At 49.9% G+C, this 14,901-nt stretch carries 14 protein-coding genes; 3 read left to right on the top strand and 11 right to left on the bottom strand.

Features of this window, described 5'->3' with window-relative positions:
• Positions 1-219: 219 nt before the first annotated feature.
• The 3 genes from GPK83_RS15445 to GPK83_RS15435 all read right to left on the bottom strand — a co-directional run bounded on the left by GPK83_RS15445 (position 220) and on the right by GPK83_RS15435 (position 3,308).
• Positions 220-633, bottom strand: coding sequence for a DUF6465 family protein (locus GPK83_RS15445; protein WP_015554129.1), 414 nt, complete (start codon positions 631-633; stop codon positions 220-222).
• Positions 634-848: 215 nt separating this feature from the next.
• A complete protein-coding gene (locus GPK83_RS15440; RefSeq protein ID WP_117485544.1) occupies positions 849-2,510 on the bottom strand; it encodes a DUF5722 domain-containing protein in 1,662 nt (553 codons plus the stop codon).
• Between the two features lie 180 nt (positions 2,511-2,690).
• Positions 2,691-3,308: a CPBP family intramembrane glutamic endopeptidase gene (locus GPK83_RS15435; RefSeq protein ID WP_215705186.1), complete on the bottom strand. Its 618-nt coding sequence runs from the start codon at positions 3,306-3,308 to the stop codon at positions 2,691-2,693.
• Positions 3,309-3,446: 138 nt separating this feature from the next.
• On the opposite strand from GPK83_RS15435, the gene GPK83_RS15430 reads away from it, so the two are divergent.
• Positions 3,447-4,325, top strand: a complete 879-nt coding sequence (locus tag GPK83_RS15430) for a polysaccharide deacetylase family protein (protein WP_215705185.1) — start codon at positions 3,447-3,449, stop codon at positions 4,323-4,325.
• 264 nt (positions 4,326-4,589) lie between these two features.
• On the opposite strand, the gene GPK83_RS15425 is transcribed toward GPK83_RS15430, so the two are convergent.
• From GPK83_RS15425 to GPK83_RS15390, 8 genes are all read right to left on the bottom strand, one after another.
• Positions 4,590-5,297, bottom strand: a complete 708-nt coding sequence (locus GPK83_RS15425; protein WP_015554126.1) for a response regulator transcription factor — start codon at positions 5,295-5,297, stop codon at positions 4,590-4,592.
• Positions 5,287-6,357 carry a DUF4118 domain-containing protein gene (locus GPK83_RS15420; RefSeq protein ID WP_117485548.1) on the bottom strand — a complete coding sequence of 357 codons (1,071 nt, stop codon included), beginning with the start codon at positions 6,355-6,357 and terminating at the stop codon, positions 5,287-5,289. The genes GPK83_RS15425 and GPK83_RS15420 overlap by 11 nt, the downstream gene beginning before the upstream one ends.
• 257 nt (positions 6,358-6,614) lie before the next feature.
• Positions 6,615-6,761, bottom strand: coding sequence for a hypothetical protein (locus tag GPK83_RS15415; protein WP_015554124.1), 147 nt, complete (start codon positions 6,759-6,761; stop codon positions 6,615-6,617).
• 438 nt (positions 6,762-7,199) lie between these two features.
• Positions 7,200-8,933, bottom strand: coding sequence for a SulP family inorganic anion transporter (locus tag GPK83_RS15410; RefSeq protein ID WP_215705184.1), 1,734 nt, complete (start codon positions 8,931-8,933; stop codon positions 7,200-7,202).
• Positions 8,934-9,206: 273 nt separating this feature from the next.
• The gene (locus tag GPK83_RS15405) at positions 9,207-9,518 is read right to left on the bottom strand and encodes a cation:dicarboxylase symporter family transporter (protein ID WP_252196394.1); all 312 of its coding nucleotides are present in this window, start codon (positions 9,516-9,518) and stop codon (positions 9,207-9,209) included.
• A gap of 41 nt (positions 9,519-9,559) precedes the next feature.
• Positions 9,560-10,285, bottom strand: coding sequence for a tRNA (N6-threonylcarbamoyladenosine(37)-N6)-methyltransferase TrmO (gene tsaA / locus GPK83_RS15400; protein WP_215705183.1), 726 nt, complete (start codon positions 10,283-10,285; stop codon positions 9,560-9,562).
• 115 nt (positions 10,286-10,400) lie between these two features.
• The gene (locus GPK83_RS15395) at positions 10,401-11,294 is read right to left on the bottom strand and encodes a patatin family protein (protein WP_215705182.1); all 894 of its coding nucleotides are present in this window, start codon (positions 11,292-11,294) and stop codon (positions 10,401-10,403) included.
• Between the two features lie 180 nt (positions 11,295-11,474).
• A complete protein-coding gene (locus GPK83_RS15390; RefSeq protein WP_215705181.1) occupies positions 11,475-12,998 on the bottom strand; it encodes a 4Fe-4S dicluster domain-containing protein in 1,524 nt (507 codons plus the stop codon).
• Between the two features lie 261 nt (positions 12,999-13,259).
• Between GPK83_RS15390 and GPK83_RS15385 the strand changes: the two genes are divergently transcribed.
• Together GPK83_RS15385 and GPK83_RS15380 are read left to right on the top strand one after the other, a co-directional pair.
• Positions 13,260-13,766 carry a flavin reductase gene (locus GPK83_RS15385; protein WP_215705180.1) on the top strand — a complete coding sequence of 169 codons (507 nt, stop codon included), beginning with the start codon at positions 13,260-13,262 and terminating at the stop codon, positions 13,764-13,766.
• A gap of 577 nt (positions 13,767-14,343) precedes the next feature.
• On the top strand, positions 14,344-14,706 hold the full coding sequence (locus GPK83_RS15380; protein ID WP_015554116.1) for an Activator of 2-hydroxyglutaryl-CoA dehydratase (HSP70-class ATPase domain): 363 nt from the start codon (positions 14,344-14,346) through the stop codon (positions 14,704-14,706).
• Positions 14,707-14,901 lie beyond the last annotated feature (195 nt).

Genomic DNA, 14,901 nt, shown 5'->3' with positions numbered 1-14,901 from the left:
GCAAAAATCCATTCCAGATCAGCTTCGCTGATGGGATTTTTGCCCTCCAGCCTATGTTTTCTTACGGTCAGCGCAGCAAGGGCGCAGACCTACTGAACAGTTACAGTTTCTGTTCTTTTGCAGGCGGCACACCCAGGATATGTCCATCTGCAAGACTGTGTCTAAACACATTTGCCCAGCCATATGTCCATCCGGACATAGCTAAACTATCATCTCAACTTACAGCTCGATCTTGTAATCGTCTGCGCCGATACCGTTTACTACATAGTAAGCAGCGCTCTCTTCCGGCTTTACATAGATCTCGATGGTCTTGATATCGCCGACTTTGTTGCCTTTCTTTGTGTAGGCTTTCTTAACAGCTGCAATGAGGTCTTTCTCTGTAACTTCCTTGCCAGCGAACTGTACAACTACGGATGTCTTGATGTCCTTTGCTGTTGTTCTCTTTGCCGGAGCTTTCTTTGCTGTCTCTTTCTTCGGCTCTTCTGCTTTCTTAGCTTCTGCCTTCGGAGCCTCTGCCTTTGCTTCTGCCTTTACTGTCTTTGTCTCTGCTGCCTTTACTTCTACAGTGCTATTGCTAACCGGTGCTGCAGCCATTTTCTTTGCTGCGGCTGCGATTGGATTCTTCTTTGCCATAATGATATCCTCCTGAAAAATGTTGACACACAAAACTGTTTTCCTGTCATTTCCTGAGTTGTCGTACTAAATAATCGTCATAGCGCATTATAAGCCCTCGTTAGGATTTTGTCAATAAAATCCCGTAAAACTGGTATTTGTAAGCAAAAAAGATCCGGCAGAACACATATCCGAAAGTATCCTGCCGAATCAAAATACCAGCTTTATTTTTTGAATTATTCCTGCAGCTTAAATCCCGGGATCACATCGCTCCACTTGTTGATTCCGATGATCTTCTTCGCAAATTCCGTATACTTCAGAGATTTATTTGTATCAATATATTTGAATACGTTGTAAATATTCTTCGGCATAACGGCGATGACCCTGTTCGGGCTTGACATGTCAACTGTCCAGAGACCAAACGAGCAGGACTGCTCTACCTCGATCACCGCATCGACCTGACGGTTTAAGATAAACGCGTCGATATACGGGTTGTTGTCCACAAGATAGTACGCGTAGGCAAATGCCGCCGCCTGGATATCATAGACATCTCCGCGGGTCGCGCTCTTTGATGTAAAGCCTTCCTCAGAGAGAATGATATGGCGGACATTTCCGCCTGCATCACGCATGATGTCCTTCTGGAAGTAATCCGTCAGGACGTTGAGGTTCTTGAAGTTTACGACCGGTGAATCTTCTGTATTGTTGACAGCACCTGTCTGATCATCATCCCAGAACTCCGGCTCCGTCATCGGATGCGGGTATGGGTGGTAGGCAAGTCCCCATTCGATATTTCCCTCGTCGCGGATATCGGCGTTGAACCGGTCGATGAAGTCCTTCGCGCCGTACATCAGATTGGAGTTCGCCCGCTTCCACTCATAGTCTGTGGAGAAGAATACTCTCGCGTTGCGGCTCTGGCTCTTGATTGCCGTGTAGGCCACACGGAATACCTTTGAGTAGAGTTTTGTGTAGGAATCGATGTCCATCGGACCTGTGTAGTTCCAGTTTAAGTTGTTGTTGATCTCGTTTCCGACGATCCAGTTGCTGACGCGGCCGTAATCATCGTGGGCGCCGGAATAGCGCTCTGCCATGAAGGAGAGCAGCGCGCGTGTCGTCTCATATCCCTGCTCCGTGGAGACATTAAAACCGTAGTAGAAAGCTTCCTTTCTCTTCGCAAGCCCGGCTTCGTGAAGCTCCGGGTAGCTGTCGTTCCAGCCGTTTAAAAGGATCGCCGTCACAACGATTCCTTTTGCGGAGAACGCACTGATCATCTTATCATAATCCTTGATGAGATCACCGTTGAAGTTGTAGGTCTTTCCGTTGTATTTGTACTTTAAATTGCCGCCCACAAGCTGGTGATACGGGATATTGACCGTCGTGTGCTTCACACCCAGATTCAGCGCGTCACCGAGCATATCGAGCTGGATCAGAAGTCCTTTTTTGCTCATCGGCTCCGGGTAAGCCTCACGATATTTTGCCACATCGCCCGGGTTCGTCACATAGATCGCATTGCTGATCGGGGTGTAGGTGCTGCCGGTCTTTAACGCAACCACAAATCTGGAATAGAGCATCGTATCTGTGGAATCACCGCTGTATTTTAAGGTGAATTTTAACTTGTCGGATTTGTTGCTCCATGCGATGTAGTCCGTTCTGGAGCCTATCTCAGACTCATATGGGTGAAGCTCGAACAGATAATAATATCCATCATCCGGAGTTTCCCCCTCATTTAAAGCGCCGGTCGTAGCTGTTCCTGTGACGGAAATGCTGTTTCCGTTCTCTACCGAACAAGCCTTCAGCCATGCACTGTCATAAGCAAAGCTCGTGAAGCATCCCACCGCCGCGGTCATCAGCAGTCCCATAAGAAACGCCGCACCGCTGCGGAATAAGGTTCTTTTTTTCATATCGTTTTCCCGCCTTTCTTTTTGCCTAAACTATTTTATCATCTGTATTTTGATGATTCAATTACAATTCCCTTACGATTTTACGGCAATCTGCCGCCTTTTTCGCCATCTTTGCGGCATCAAAACCACTGGAACCGATCGATTCTGATACGGAAATATAAGCACATTTTTTCCATCAGGCTAGAGAACCGCCAGAACAAGTGCCGCCAGATTCGCCGCGAAATGGAACACCACCGGTGCCTTCACCGTGTTCGTCTTTTCCATAAGATATGCCAGGATCAGCCCCATAAAGAAGCTGTAGATTCCCTGCACAAGATCCCAGTGGAACACACTGAAAAATGCCGCAGTCATAAATGCTGCTGCCGGGGCGGACACAAGTTCCTTGCACCTTCCATAGAGAACGCCGCGGAAAAAGTATTCCTCCAGAACAGGGGATGCCGCCAGAAGCACCACAGCCTCCAGCCAGAGATTTCCCGTAAACAGGCTCTCATCCGCCAACACCGCGCCAGGGATCTGAAGTGTTTTCACCGCAAAGCCGAATGCCAGGGATATTCCTGCGCCGCCAAAAAATACTGCTGCCGCGATTTTTCCGTTCCAGTGTTCTTTTCCCCGGAACACCGAATCCTCTCTATAAAGATGTACCAGCATCGGAACCGCCACGATCGCCCGGAACAGTGTATCCCACAGGATCACATCGTCCCCGAACAGCATCGTCTGCGCAAGCGGAAGCTCGATGAGACACGCCACCGCCAGGCAGAACAGAATTGGAAAAAGAATCCTCCGGATCCTGATCTTCAATTGCCTCTCTCCTTTCATGCCGCCGTATTGTGCTGCCGCAGACCGGCACCCAATACGCACACCAACACATCTTACCACATTTTGCGGTGGAATACAAATATCTGAGGACGCATATACTGTAAAAAACAGGTTATCACTATGATTTTTTCTTCCTTCTCTTTTCTGCGGGAACATATCCATCTTCCGCTCTGCCGCTCCCGCATTCCGAGCCCACGCCGTCTCGGAACGTTTCTCCTGGCTCTCATCCTCCTCCCCCTCTCCTACGTCCTCGGCGCTTTCGCCGCCACCGTTATTCCGGCAGTCCCGGCCTCCGCTGACGGAAACTGGGGGCTCTCGTTCCAGCAGGAGGGAAAACCGCCTGTGGCAAACGCAACGGCGGATGAATTAAAGCAGTACAATGCCTGGTACGCTGATCTTTCCGGCGAAAAGGTCATCTACCTGACCTTCGACGCCGGATACGAGAACGGCAACACTCCCTCGATCCTGGATGCCCTGAAAAAGCATCAGGTTCCCGCCGCGTTTTTCGTTGTCGGGAACTACCTGGAGACCAGCCCGGACCTCGTAAAGCGCATGATCTCCGAGGGACATATTGTCGCAAACCATACATATCACCACCCGGACATGTCGAAGATCAGCGACCGGGAAAGTTTCGCAAAAGAGCTCTCAAGCCTCGAAGCACTCTACACAGAGATCACAGGGGAGACCATGCGGAAATACTACCGGCCGCCCCAGGGAAAATACAGCAAAGCGAATCTTCAGATGGCAAAAGCTCTCGGCTATCAGACCTTCTTCTGGAGTCTCGCCTATGTGGACTGGTATCAGGATCAGCAGCCCACAAAGGAGGAAGCGTTCAAAAAACTTCTCGGCCGCATCCATCCCGGTGCCATCGTGCTTTTACACAGCACCTCATCCACCAACGCGGCGATCCTCGATGAGTTGCTGACGAAGTGGGAGGAGATGGGCTACCGGTTCGGGACATTGGATGAACTTGTCCGGAAGGCTGCTGCCACACAATAATTTCAGCAGGTTTAAAATTCCCTGGTCTGCAGCCTTCACCAATGTGCCTTGGCATATCTCGCGCCTCGCGCGGTCGCTTGCGACAATCTACATCTTCGCGCGAGTGCGCATCATTGGCACGTTAGTGCCTTTTGTGTAATAGGGAATTTCTCGGAATTCCCTATTACACAAAAAGCACCTGCTGCCCTCTAAATTTATAGAGGACACAGCAGGTGTGTTTTTACCATAGCTTATTCACTTTTTGCTGCAACACGCCATCCTGTCCTAATCCGGCTCCACGATCCGGTATCCGACGCCAACCTCTGTAAAAATATACTGCGGCTCCGCCGGATTCTTCTCGATCTTTCTCCGGATATTCGCCATATTCACACGCAGGATCCGGTTATCATTCTTCATATTCGGTCCCCAGATCTCTTTAATAATATAGTCGTAAGTCATGACTTTCCCGGCATACTTTCCAAGAAGACTCACGATCTTATACTCGTTCTGGGTCAGTCCCGCGTCCACACCGTCGATAAACACGCGGTGCTTGTCATAATCGATGGTCAATCCGCCGGATTTAAAAACTCCCGTCTGTCCGCCCGGCTGATTCGGGATCCCAGACCTTGTGTGACGGATCGCGGTGCGGATCCTTGCGAGAAGCTCGGATGTTCCAAAAGGCTTCGTGATGTAATCGTCAGCTCCGAGATCCAGCGCCTCCACCTTATCCCTCTCATGGGTTCTCGCCGACACAACGATCACCGGCATCGCGGACCATTCCCGCACGCCCTGTAAGATCTTCATGCCGTCCATGTCCGGCAGACCGAGATCCAAGATCACCACGTCCGGACACTGGGAGGTCACCATGCTGTATGCCTCCGCTCCCGTCTGCGCGACGATCACATCGTAATTGTTCGCTTCCAGCACTGTCTTGATGAAATTGCTGATCCTCTTGTCGTCTTCCACGACCAGCACTCTGTCTTTAATCTCCATATTCCGTGTCCACTCCTTTCGGCAGCCAGAACATCACTCTGGCACCGCCTTCTTTTCTGTTTTCTGCTTTCATGATTCCGTCGTGGGCTCTTACGATGGTCATGCAAACCGAAAGTCCGATTCCCATATTTCGCTTAGAATCGCTCTCTTTTCCGTCCTCCGACTGGAAACTTCCGTCGAACATTCTCGGAAGAGCGGACTCCTTGATTCCGGCACCGTCATCCTCAACAGAGAATTTCACCTGGTCCCCGTCCTCCGTCACGATCAACCAGATCTTTGTCATACCGTCCGCGTGGAGCACGCAATTTTCCAGGAGATTTACGATCACCTGCTCGATCAGGATCGCGTCCATAGGCACAAACAGAACATCCTCCGGCACTTTCGGGACTACCTCGATATCCGGGAATCGTTTTCTGAATTTCGTGATCGCTCCGCTGATCACGTCCTCCACCAATTCATCTTCCTTATTGATTCTGGCGGTTCCATCCCCGATCCTCGTGATGGAAAGAAGGTTTTCCACCATCCGGACGAGCCACTGACCCTCGGATTTCATGTCCTCAAGGAGTTCTAGGATATTTTCCTTCGATAGCGCGTCATAGTTGTCGATGATCCCGGACGCGGAGCCGACGATCGACGTCAACGGTGTGCGGATATCATGGGAGACCGCCCGCAGAAGGTTCGCGCGCATCTTTTCCCGCTCAACCTCCAGCCGCATCTGCTCCTGTTTCTTGATCTGGGTCGTCAGGGCGCTGACGCTGCAGGCCACAGCCAGCATGGCGACGAAGGTCAGCGGGTATCCCGTGATCGCAAAGTTCAGTTTGAAATATGGGAATGTAAAAACGTAGTTCACACCGAAAACAGCGATGATCGATGCGACGATTCCATAAACATATCCATCCGTAAAGCGGGACACAAACAGCACCGCCAAAACGAACAACAGCGGGACGTGCGTGTCTGATTCTGAGATCCTCTGGACAAGAAAACAAAATGCCGTCGCGATTCCCAGGATCCCGAACGCGATCCCGCTGTTCTTTAACACTGATCTGACTTTTGTGCTCATAGGGGAACCTCCGGTTTCTTATAATGATCCAAAAAAACAACTGGCACCTTCAACGCCGGCTGTTTTTCTTTTGGACTATTATAACATAATTTCTGCTAAATTCGTGTTAAGATTGCAGATAATTTTCCGAAAAATCACCCATTTTGGTTATACTCTATTTGCTGCATGAAATATAACCGATCTTGCCGCTCCTGCGCATTCTGAATCAACATGCCCATTTGCCCGCTGTTGACTGTGATCCTGCGCTTTATCATATTTTAACGATACAAAGAATATCCATATTTCACTTTCCTGTAGATCTTCTGTGCGATCATGACCGGAATATACCCCGTGATTACGATGGTCGGGATACCGCCTACGATTGCAACAAGGATGATGAAAAGGATCGAAAATAAATTAGCCATGATATATACCTCCCAAATTTTTCTTTTACATCCACCCCGCTTTTGTTTCCTGCAAAGAATCTTTGCGAAATTTCTTTTTTCGGGATGTTTTTAATCTGACAGGATGAAATTCCTCTCCTGTTTTTAAGTCGGAACATATATATCACAGAAATTTTATCCCTGCTACCTTTTAGCCTGCTTTTTAGCCGCTCCTTAATCGCTTATTTTTCCTCCTTAACGCAAATTTTGCAAATAACAGATACAATATATTTCGTCAGGATTTTTGTAACTTTTGTATGTATTTTTCGTATTTTGCGTCGTCTTAACAGACTTTTTCAAAAATATCATTTAATTTTTGCAGTCTGGTCTTCCCTACAAACGCTAAAAAGAGCTGCTGACCCCCATATAGTCACACAGCTCTTTTCAGCCTTGCGCAGAAAATCTGTCTCCGCGTTTTATTTACTTCTCAAGCACCTTGTCCGCATGGTCAAGTGCTTCCTCAATATTCCTGCAGAAATTCTCTCTTCCCACGAGATCCACGAATCCGGCTTTCTCCATCGCGCGCATCGGCTGCTCGTTGACATGGGACATGATCAGGGTAACTCCGTTCTTTTTGCAGCGCTCGCAGAGGGCTGTCATGGAGTTCATCGCTGTGCTGTCCGCCGCCGGAACCGCCCGCATACGAAGGATCAGACATCTTGTGACTTCGTTCACTTCGATCTGGTTGATGCGGTCAGCCGCGCCGAAGAATAACGGTCCTGTGAGCTCGTATACCGCAAGCTCCATAGGGATCTGGCGAAGCTTGGCCGGGTTGATCTCCTCGGCTGCTGCCTTCAACTGCGCCTCTTCCACGGACATCGTCCTCTTCGCTCCCCTGGAAGCTTCCTCTTCCTCACGTTTCTGCTCCTCGACCTCTTCCACATGAAGCCAGCTTCTGACTCCCATCTCGTCGCTCATGCGCTTCATGAACAGCAGACAGGAAAGTACCATGCCCACCTCGATCGCTACGACAAGGTCGAAGACTACTGTTAAGAAGAATGTGATCACAAGAACAGCGATATCGCTCTTCGGAGCTGTCTTTGCGAGTCTTGCAAAGGTTCTCCACTGGCACATGTTGTATGCCACCATGAAGAGGATCGCCGCGATCGTCGGCATCGGGATCCAGCTTGCGTAAGGCATCAGGATCACAAGGATCAGAAGAAGAACACCTGCGTGGACCATTCCGGCTACCGGAGTGCGTCCGCCGTTCTTGATATTTGCCGCTGTACGGGCAATAGCGCCTGTCGCCGGGATTCCGCCGAATAACGCAGAAACGATGTTTCCTGCACCCTGGGCCACAAGCTCTGTGTTGGAGCGGTGTTTTCCGCCGATCATGCCGTCCGCGACAACACAGGAAAGCAGGGACTCAATGGCTGCCAGAATCGCGATGGTGAAGGCATCCGATAAAGAGCCCTGAATCACGTCATAGCTGAAGGCCGGCATATGGAAAGCCGGGAGCGCGTTGCTGACGCTGTAGAGGTCGCCGATGGTGTTGACCTGTAACGGAAGGAATTTCACCATCACGATACCAACGAGAACCGCCACTAAGGATCCCGGGATCTTCTCCGTGATCTTCGGCATTACGATGAGGATCGCCAGGCAGACAAGACCTACGATCAACGCATGAACATTCATGGTTCCGAAACCAGCGGCAAAAGCTTTTAACTTCTGCATGGTCTCGATGGTCTCCATACCTGCCGGGTATGTGACACCGAAGAAATCTTTTAACTGTCCGATCACGATGGTCACCGCGATACCGGAGGTGAATCCGGTGGTGATCGTAAACGGGATAAATTTGATCAAGGAACCAAGCTGGCAGAATCCCATGATAACAAGGATGATACCTGCCATGATCGTTGCGACTGCCAGTCCTTCCACGCCGCTTCTCGCAACGATACCTGCTACGATCGTAGCGAAGGCTGCTGTCGGTCCTGCGATCTGTACCTGGCTACCGCCTAAGAATGAGATCACGAAGCCTGCCGCGATGGCCGTGTAGATTCCCTGCTCCGGACCTACGCCGGACGCCAGTGCCAGCGCGATGGACAACGGAAGGGCAATGATGGCTACGATGATACCTGCTACCACATCAGACATCAGCTGGGCACCGGAATACTTCTTCAATGTTGTGAACAACATTGGACGTATTTTTTCCATACTCAATATTCTCCTTTTTCTTACCTGTGTGTGTAAAAGTAACTGTCTGGTCCCGAAAAAAGACCACGAGTATTTATTATACAGGAAAATATGAGACTGTCCAGTTTTTTCGAATTTTTAGCGGATATAGTTATGAATTTAACATTTTTGCATGTTAAATTCATACTTAAATGCCCATTTTACGGAAATCACCACTGTTTTTCCGCAAAAAATCCCCCGCGCATACCTGCCTTACAGATACACACGGGGAATTTACGCTTCTTTGCAGCTATTTTATTTCTCTGCGCTTTCCTTGTTTGCTTTGCTGTCCAGAGTATTTAAACTCATATCATTGTAGTCATCCAGATTCAGATTTCCCATCATCTTATCTACAACAAGTGCATTCGTCAGGGAACCGGTGACGTTGATCATGGTTCTCGGCATGTCGATGATCGGGTCTATGGCTAAGATCGGACTGACCATACCGAACTGGGCGCCCATGCCGACACCGGAAAGTCCGACGGAAGCAGCCATGGTCGCTGTTCCAGGGATACCTGCGATTCCAAGGGAACCGATGGCGACAACAAAGATCGTCATCACGATCATTTTCCATAACTTTTTTCTTCTAAATCATTTTTCTGCACTGCTCAAACAGTACATTTCTCCACACTTTTCACATGGAGAACCTTCTCCGACACGGTAAACTTCACCTCATATCCGGCAAATTCCATGCCATAAACCCGGTCCGGATCCTCCTGGTAGGACGGACGTGGATCCTGGGCCAGAACTGCGCGGAGCGGATCCCGCTTTTCTTCCGGCAGGAACTCCAGAAATTCTTCCGGGATCTCCACCGCAAGCCCGTACTCTTTCGTCTGGTCCGTGAAGCCGCCCTTCGCTTCCGGGTGGCTGTCCGCAAAGGGGATGTAGGGCTTGATGTCAAAGACAGGCGTCCCATCCATCATGTCCGCCCCCGTGACAACTAAGACCGGAGCGCCGTTTTCCAGGTATTCCACTCTTTTAAGCTTCACGACAGAGAGTCCCAGGGGATTCGGACGGAACGGGGATCTCGTGGCAAACACACCGACTCTCATGTTTCCCCCGAGTCTCGGCGGACGCACCGTCGCTGACCAGTTTCCCGGCTTTCTGACGTTCTCCGAAAACTCCCAGATCAGCCAGAGGTGGGAGAACTCTTCGATCCCCCGGATGGCCTCTGGATTGGAAAATTCCGGCTCAAAGACGATCTTTGCCTCCAGATCACCCGTCAGGCCGCTCTGTCTCGGAATTCCGAATTTTGTCGGGAAATCCGTGTGGATATACGCCACCGGTCGGATCATATGGTCCGCGTTCTGATTTTCTTTTTTTCCTGCTGCCATATCTTTCTCCCCCTTATCAGTGTGTTTTCCATTCTGTCATCTGCCCATAAAGCAGACCGGGCGCTCCCGCATAATTATTTTTCTCTGGTGGCTTCACTATTTCATGACTGCTCCGTCACCCTTCTGATCCTTCTGACGTTTCCAGCCATTTTCTCAGATCCGCCATTATCTTCTTCGCGTCCATGACACCAATCTGATATGTCTTTTCGATCTTCTCGGCGCTCTTGCAGATCCTCGGGATCGTAAGAGGAACGCTCGGACGAATCACGAAAACTTCGCCCGCTCTTTCCAGCTTTTCGATATTCCGGATACTCATGTTGTACTCGACAGCCCGGTTCTTAAGTGCCTCTGCGAACTTCGGGTATTTATGGTACACAATATCCGCCATCCAGGTATTTTCCGGCTTTTTCCGGTACTCTGAATCTCTCGTGAGGACCACAACATTGCGCTTATATCCCAGTCTCCGGAATGCTTCCACCGGGACACTGTCCGTACATCCGCCGTCGAGCAGTTTTCTGCCGTCAAGCTCCACAAACTTTGACACATATGGAAGCGACGCTGATGCCTGGATATAGCCGATATCACGCTTCATATCGTGAAGCTTCGCGTAGACCGGCTTCCCCTTCTCAACATCGCTGCAGACCACGTAGAAATCGGTGTGCTCTTTATTTTTATTAAACGTGTCATAATCATAAACATCCAGGATCTCTGGAAGTTCATGGTAACAGAAATCAGTATCCACAAAATTTCCTGTCCTGATCAGATTTTCGGTGCTCATAAAGCGCTTGTCCGCACAGTATTTTTTATAATACCGGATGCTTCTTCCCTTCTGTCCCGAAAGGAAACTGCATCCATGGACCGCTCCCGCCGAAACGCCGATCACCCCGTCAAAGGTAAGGCCTTCATCCAGAAATACGTCCAGGACTCCCGCCGTATAGATGCCGCGCATACCGCCGCCTTCCAGCACAAGTCCTGTTTTATTCTTATTTTTCTCCATCTTCTGATCCATCTTAAAGTTCCTCCTTTCCTGCTCACTGTGACATGTCTTTGCTGGATCTTTCCACTAAAAAACGAGTCAAGTACGTATTTTACAACGAAAGCGGCTTTCCGTCAAGGAAGCCGCTTTTATTTGATAACTCTTTAATCGGTTGCTTTGCGGCCTGAACCGGAAAAACAAGCTGCCACGCACTTAGTCCACCAGTTTCTCCAGCTCACTCACATACTCCGTCCTATCGCTGGTCACATGACCTGCTTTCGCGGCATATAAGGAGACTGCCGTCTGGGATTTCTTCACCGGCTGCATTGTTCCGGCACCTGCCACGCAGCCGCCCGGGCATGCCATTCCTTCCAACAGGTATCCGTTGTACTTTCCTGCCTTGGCAAGCTGTAAAAGTTTCTTGCACTCCTTTAAGCCCTCGGCATTCGCCACCCTGATCTCCTTATCCGGGTACATCTGGGCGATCACATCCACCACGGATTTCGCGACGCCGCCGGCAACTGCGAAGTTTCTTCCATCCCTGGATGCCGCATTGACTCCGCTTTCATCCTCCGCGATATTCTCGATATCCACATGCTTTGCGTCAAAGATTCCCGCCATCTCCTCGAAGGTCAGGACGAAATCCACCTCACTCCGCACAGATTTTCTCATGGCTTCCAGTTTTTTCGCCGCGCAGGGCCCGATAAAGACCACCTTTGCCTTCTCATGCTGCTTCTTGATAAGTCTCGCGGTGAGCGTCATCGGCGTCAGCGCCATGGAGATGCAGTTCGCGTAGTCCGGGAACAGTTTTTTCGCCATCATGGACCATGCCGGACAGCAGGATGTCGCCATAAACGGCAGCTGTTCCGGAACTTCCTTCACGAAGTCCTCCGCCTCCTGCACCGCGCAGAGATCCGCGCCGATGGCGACCTCAAAGACGTCCGCAAAGCCCAGGGCTTTCATGGCCGCCCTCAGCTTTCCAGGTGTTACCTTCGGGCCAAACTGACCGACAAATGCCGGTGCCACAGCGGCGTACACTCTCTCACCTGTCTGGATCGCGCGGATGACCTGGAAGATCTGGGATTTGTCCGCAATGGCTCCGAACGGGCAATTCACGAGGCACTGTCCGCATGAGACGCATTTGTCGTAGTTGATATCCGCCTTTCCGTTCTCGTCCGAGTGGATAGCATCCATGCCGCAGGCCGCCGCGCAGGGGCGCTCCTGGATGATGATGGCATGGTAGGCACAGACATTCGCGCACTGTCCGCACTTGATGCACTTATCCGGGTCGATCCTGGATCTTCCGTTTGTGCGGTCCAGACTCACTGCGTCCTTCGGGCACACCTCCACACATGGGTGGGCAAGGCAGCCCTGGCAGCCGTCTGTCACATAGACCCGCTTTTCCGGACACGCGTTACAGGCGAATTTGATCACATTGATGAGCGGCGGCGTGTAGTATGTCTCCGGTTTGTCCGCCTCCTCGATTCCCCGGGATACCGGTGCCGGATCCGATGCCCCGCGGTACGTAAGTCCCATGGCAAGACGGAGCCGCTCGCCCACGATCGCCCTCTCCAAAAAAACATCGTTTCTGAAATTTCCGACTTCTCCCGGAATGATCTTATACGGAAGTTCCTCAATCCGTTTGTCCACCGGCCATTCCGTGTGGTACGCCATTCTCGCCACTTCCCTGAAGATCCGGTGGCGGATCTCCTGGATCCTTGTCTCTACGCCTCTCATATGCTTTCCTCCAATCATGATCGTCCGCGTGAATTTCCTGTCTTGTTAAAAATATAACACCTATATCATGTTCATTCAAGCACAATTTCCTTATCTACTCATGAATTTTTTCCGCACCCTGCACAGCTTTTTCATGAACCAGCCTTCAGGATACAAATCATTTGCAATTTATTTTATCTCATTCTATAATAAAAGTAGTTTGTAACTGCGAAGATCTACGGAACAGTTACTGCAGTTTTATCATTGAAAGGAGATTTTTCCATGGCATTCAAAGAAGTTGATATCAAAAGTCTGAATTTTAATCCCTTCACAAAGATCGGTTCTGAGTGGATGCTCATCACCGCTGGCGGCGAATCCGGCTGTAACACCATGACAGCAAGCTGGGGCGGTCTCGGCGTCCTCTGGGGCAAGAATGTTGCCACCTGCTATATCCGTCCGCAGCGCTACACAAAGAAATTCGTGGACGCAAACGATACATTTACCCTGTCCTTCTACGGACCGGAGTACAAGCAGGCACTCTCCATCTGCGGTTCCAAGTCAGGCCGCGACTGCGACAAGGTCAAAGAAGCTGGACTTACCCCGTATTTCACAGACGGAACAGCTGCTTTCGAGGAGGCCGACATGGTCTTCGTGTGCAGGAAGCTCTACGAGGATGAGATCAAGCCGGAGAACTTTATCGCAAAAGAGAACGATGGAAAATGGTATCCGGAGAAAGATTATCACACTGTTTATATTGCAGAAATCACAAAAGTTCTCGTAAAAGAATGATAGAACGTAACTATTCAGTGCCTTCATAGTTACGTGCAAAAATCCATTCCAGATCAGCTTCGCTGATGGGATTTTTGCCTTCCAGCCTATGTTTTCTTACGGTCAGCGCAGCAAGTGCGCAGACCTACTGAACAGTTACGATAGAACTTCCTATAAAAGGCATGTGGATCAGATTTCTCTGATTTTTACATGCCTTTTTCTTCAAATAGTTATTTTTCCAGCTTTAATCTGATTTTTACCTGTATCCAGCACACCGCCGCAACTGCTGTTTTCGACTTTTTTCTTTCTTTTTTCAAGTCTCCTCTTTTTCCCTGACTTCCTGTATTTTCCGCCATTTTTGCACTATCTTAGCGAAATTTTAGCACTATTTTCCCTTTTCTATCCCACGCAATTCTTGACTTTTAAAAATTCAGGCACTAAAATACTGAATGAATTGGCAGAAATCGGCATGATTTTAGATGCAAAACGGTTTTATGCCTTTTTTCTTTCTAAACTATACAGCTAAGGACTAACAGAGCAAAAGATAACCGTCACCTTCAAAGCAATCGGACTGTTATCAATATGAAAGAATACGATTATGAAAAAGTTACTGATTGGAATCGATGTCGGTTCCACCACAACAAAGATCACGGTCCTGGATGCCGGGACCGAGACACTTTTATACTCTGACTACCGCCGCCACCACGCGGACCAGCTCGCCAGCGTCCTCTTCGCGATCCGGGAAGCGGCAGAGCGTTTTCCTGACTGTGACGCCAGGATCATTCTCACCGGTTCCGGTGCAAAGCCTGTGGCCGAGGCGGCTGGCACCCCCTATATCCAGGAGGTCGTCGCTAACTCCATCGCCTTAAAGAAGACCTACGAGACTGTGGGAACCGCCATCGAGCTCGGCGGACAGGATGCGAAGATCATTTTCTGTGACATACTCCCCCCACTTAGCTAACGCTTGAAGTGGGGGCTTCTCGTTCGATTGCCCTATTGGGCAAAGCATAGGCGAGCTATCCCCGTGTGTCCCACGGTTCTGTTATTACGAGCGGGGCTGTTTCGTATCTACGCAGTCCCGAACAAAATCTACGTTTTGGGCGGAGATCAGGAAATTTTTCTTTCTGTTTCAAGTTCAACTCCCGATATTCTCAAT

This window comes from Clostridium sp. MCC328 (assembly GCF_018785465.1).
GTDB lineage: Bacteria > Bacillota > Clostridia > Lachnospirales > Lachnospiraceae > Pilosibacter > Pilosibacter fragilis.
The sequence above is the reverse complement of the archived record's forward strand: the minus strand, read 5'-3'. Positions and strand labels throughout refer to the sequence as shown.

Coding starts and splice junctions, on each gene's coding strand:
- GPK83_RS15430 (WP_215705185.1), top strand. CDS start 3,447: ATGATTTTTTCTTCCTTCTCTTTTCTGCGGGAACATATCCATCTTCCG.
- GPK83_RS15385 (WP_215705180.1), top strand. CDS start 13,260: ATGGCATTCAAAGAAGTTGATATCAAAAGTCTGAATTTTAATCCCTTC.
- GPK83_RS15395 (WP_215705182.1), bottom strand. CDS start 11,294: ATGGATCAGAAGATGGAGAAAAATAAGAATAAAACAGGACTTGTGCTG.
- tsaA (WP_215705183.1), bottom strand. CDS start 10,285: ATGGCAGCAGGAAAAAAAGAAAATCAGAACGCGGACCATATGATCCGA.
- GPK83_RS15420 (WP_117485548.1), bottom strand. CDS start 6,357: ATGAGCACAAAAGTCAGATCAGTGTTAAAGAACAGCGGGATCGCGTTC.
- GPK83_RS15415 (WP_015554124.1), bottom strand. CDS start 6,761: ATGGCTAATTTATTTTCGATCCTTTTCATCATCCTTGTTGCAATCGTA.
- GPK83_RS15380 (WP_015554116.1), top strand. CDS start 14,344: ATGAAAAAGTTACTGATTGGAATCGATGTCGGTTCCACCACAACAAAG.
- GPK83_RS15390 (WP_215705181.1), bottom strand. CDS start 12,998: ATGAGAGGCGTAGAGACAAGGATCCAGGAGATCCGCCACCGGATCTTC.
- GPK83_RS15410 (WP_215705184.1), bottom strand. CDS start 8,933: ATGGAAAAAATACGTCCAATGTTGTTCACAACATTGAAGAAGTATTCC.
- GPK83_RS15405 (WP_252196394.1), bottom strand. CDS start 9,518: ATGATCGTGATGACGATCTTTGTTGTCGCCATCGGTTCCCTTGGAATC.
- GPK83_RS15440 (WP_117485544.1), bottom strand. CDS start 2,510: ATGAAAAAAAGAACCTTATTCCGCAGCGGTGCGGCGTTTCTTATGGGA.
- GPK83_RS15445 (WP_015554129.1), bottom strand. CDS start 633: ATGGCAAAGAAGAATCCAATCGCAGCCGCAGCAAAGAAAATGGCTGCA.
- GPK83_RS15425 (WP_015554126.1), bottom strand. CDS start 5,297: ATGGAGATTAAAGACAGAGTGCTGGTCGTGGAAGACGACAAGAGGATC.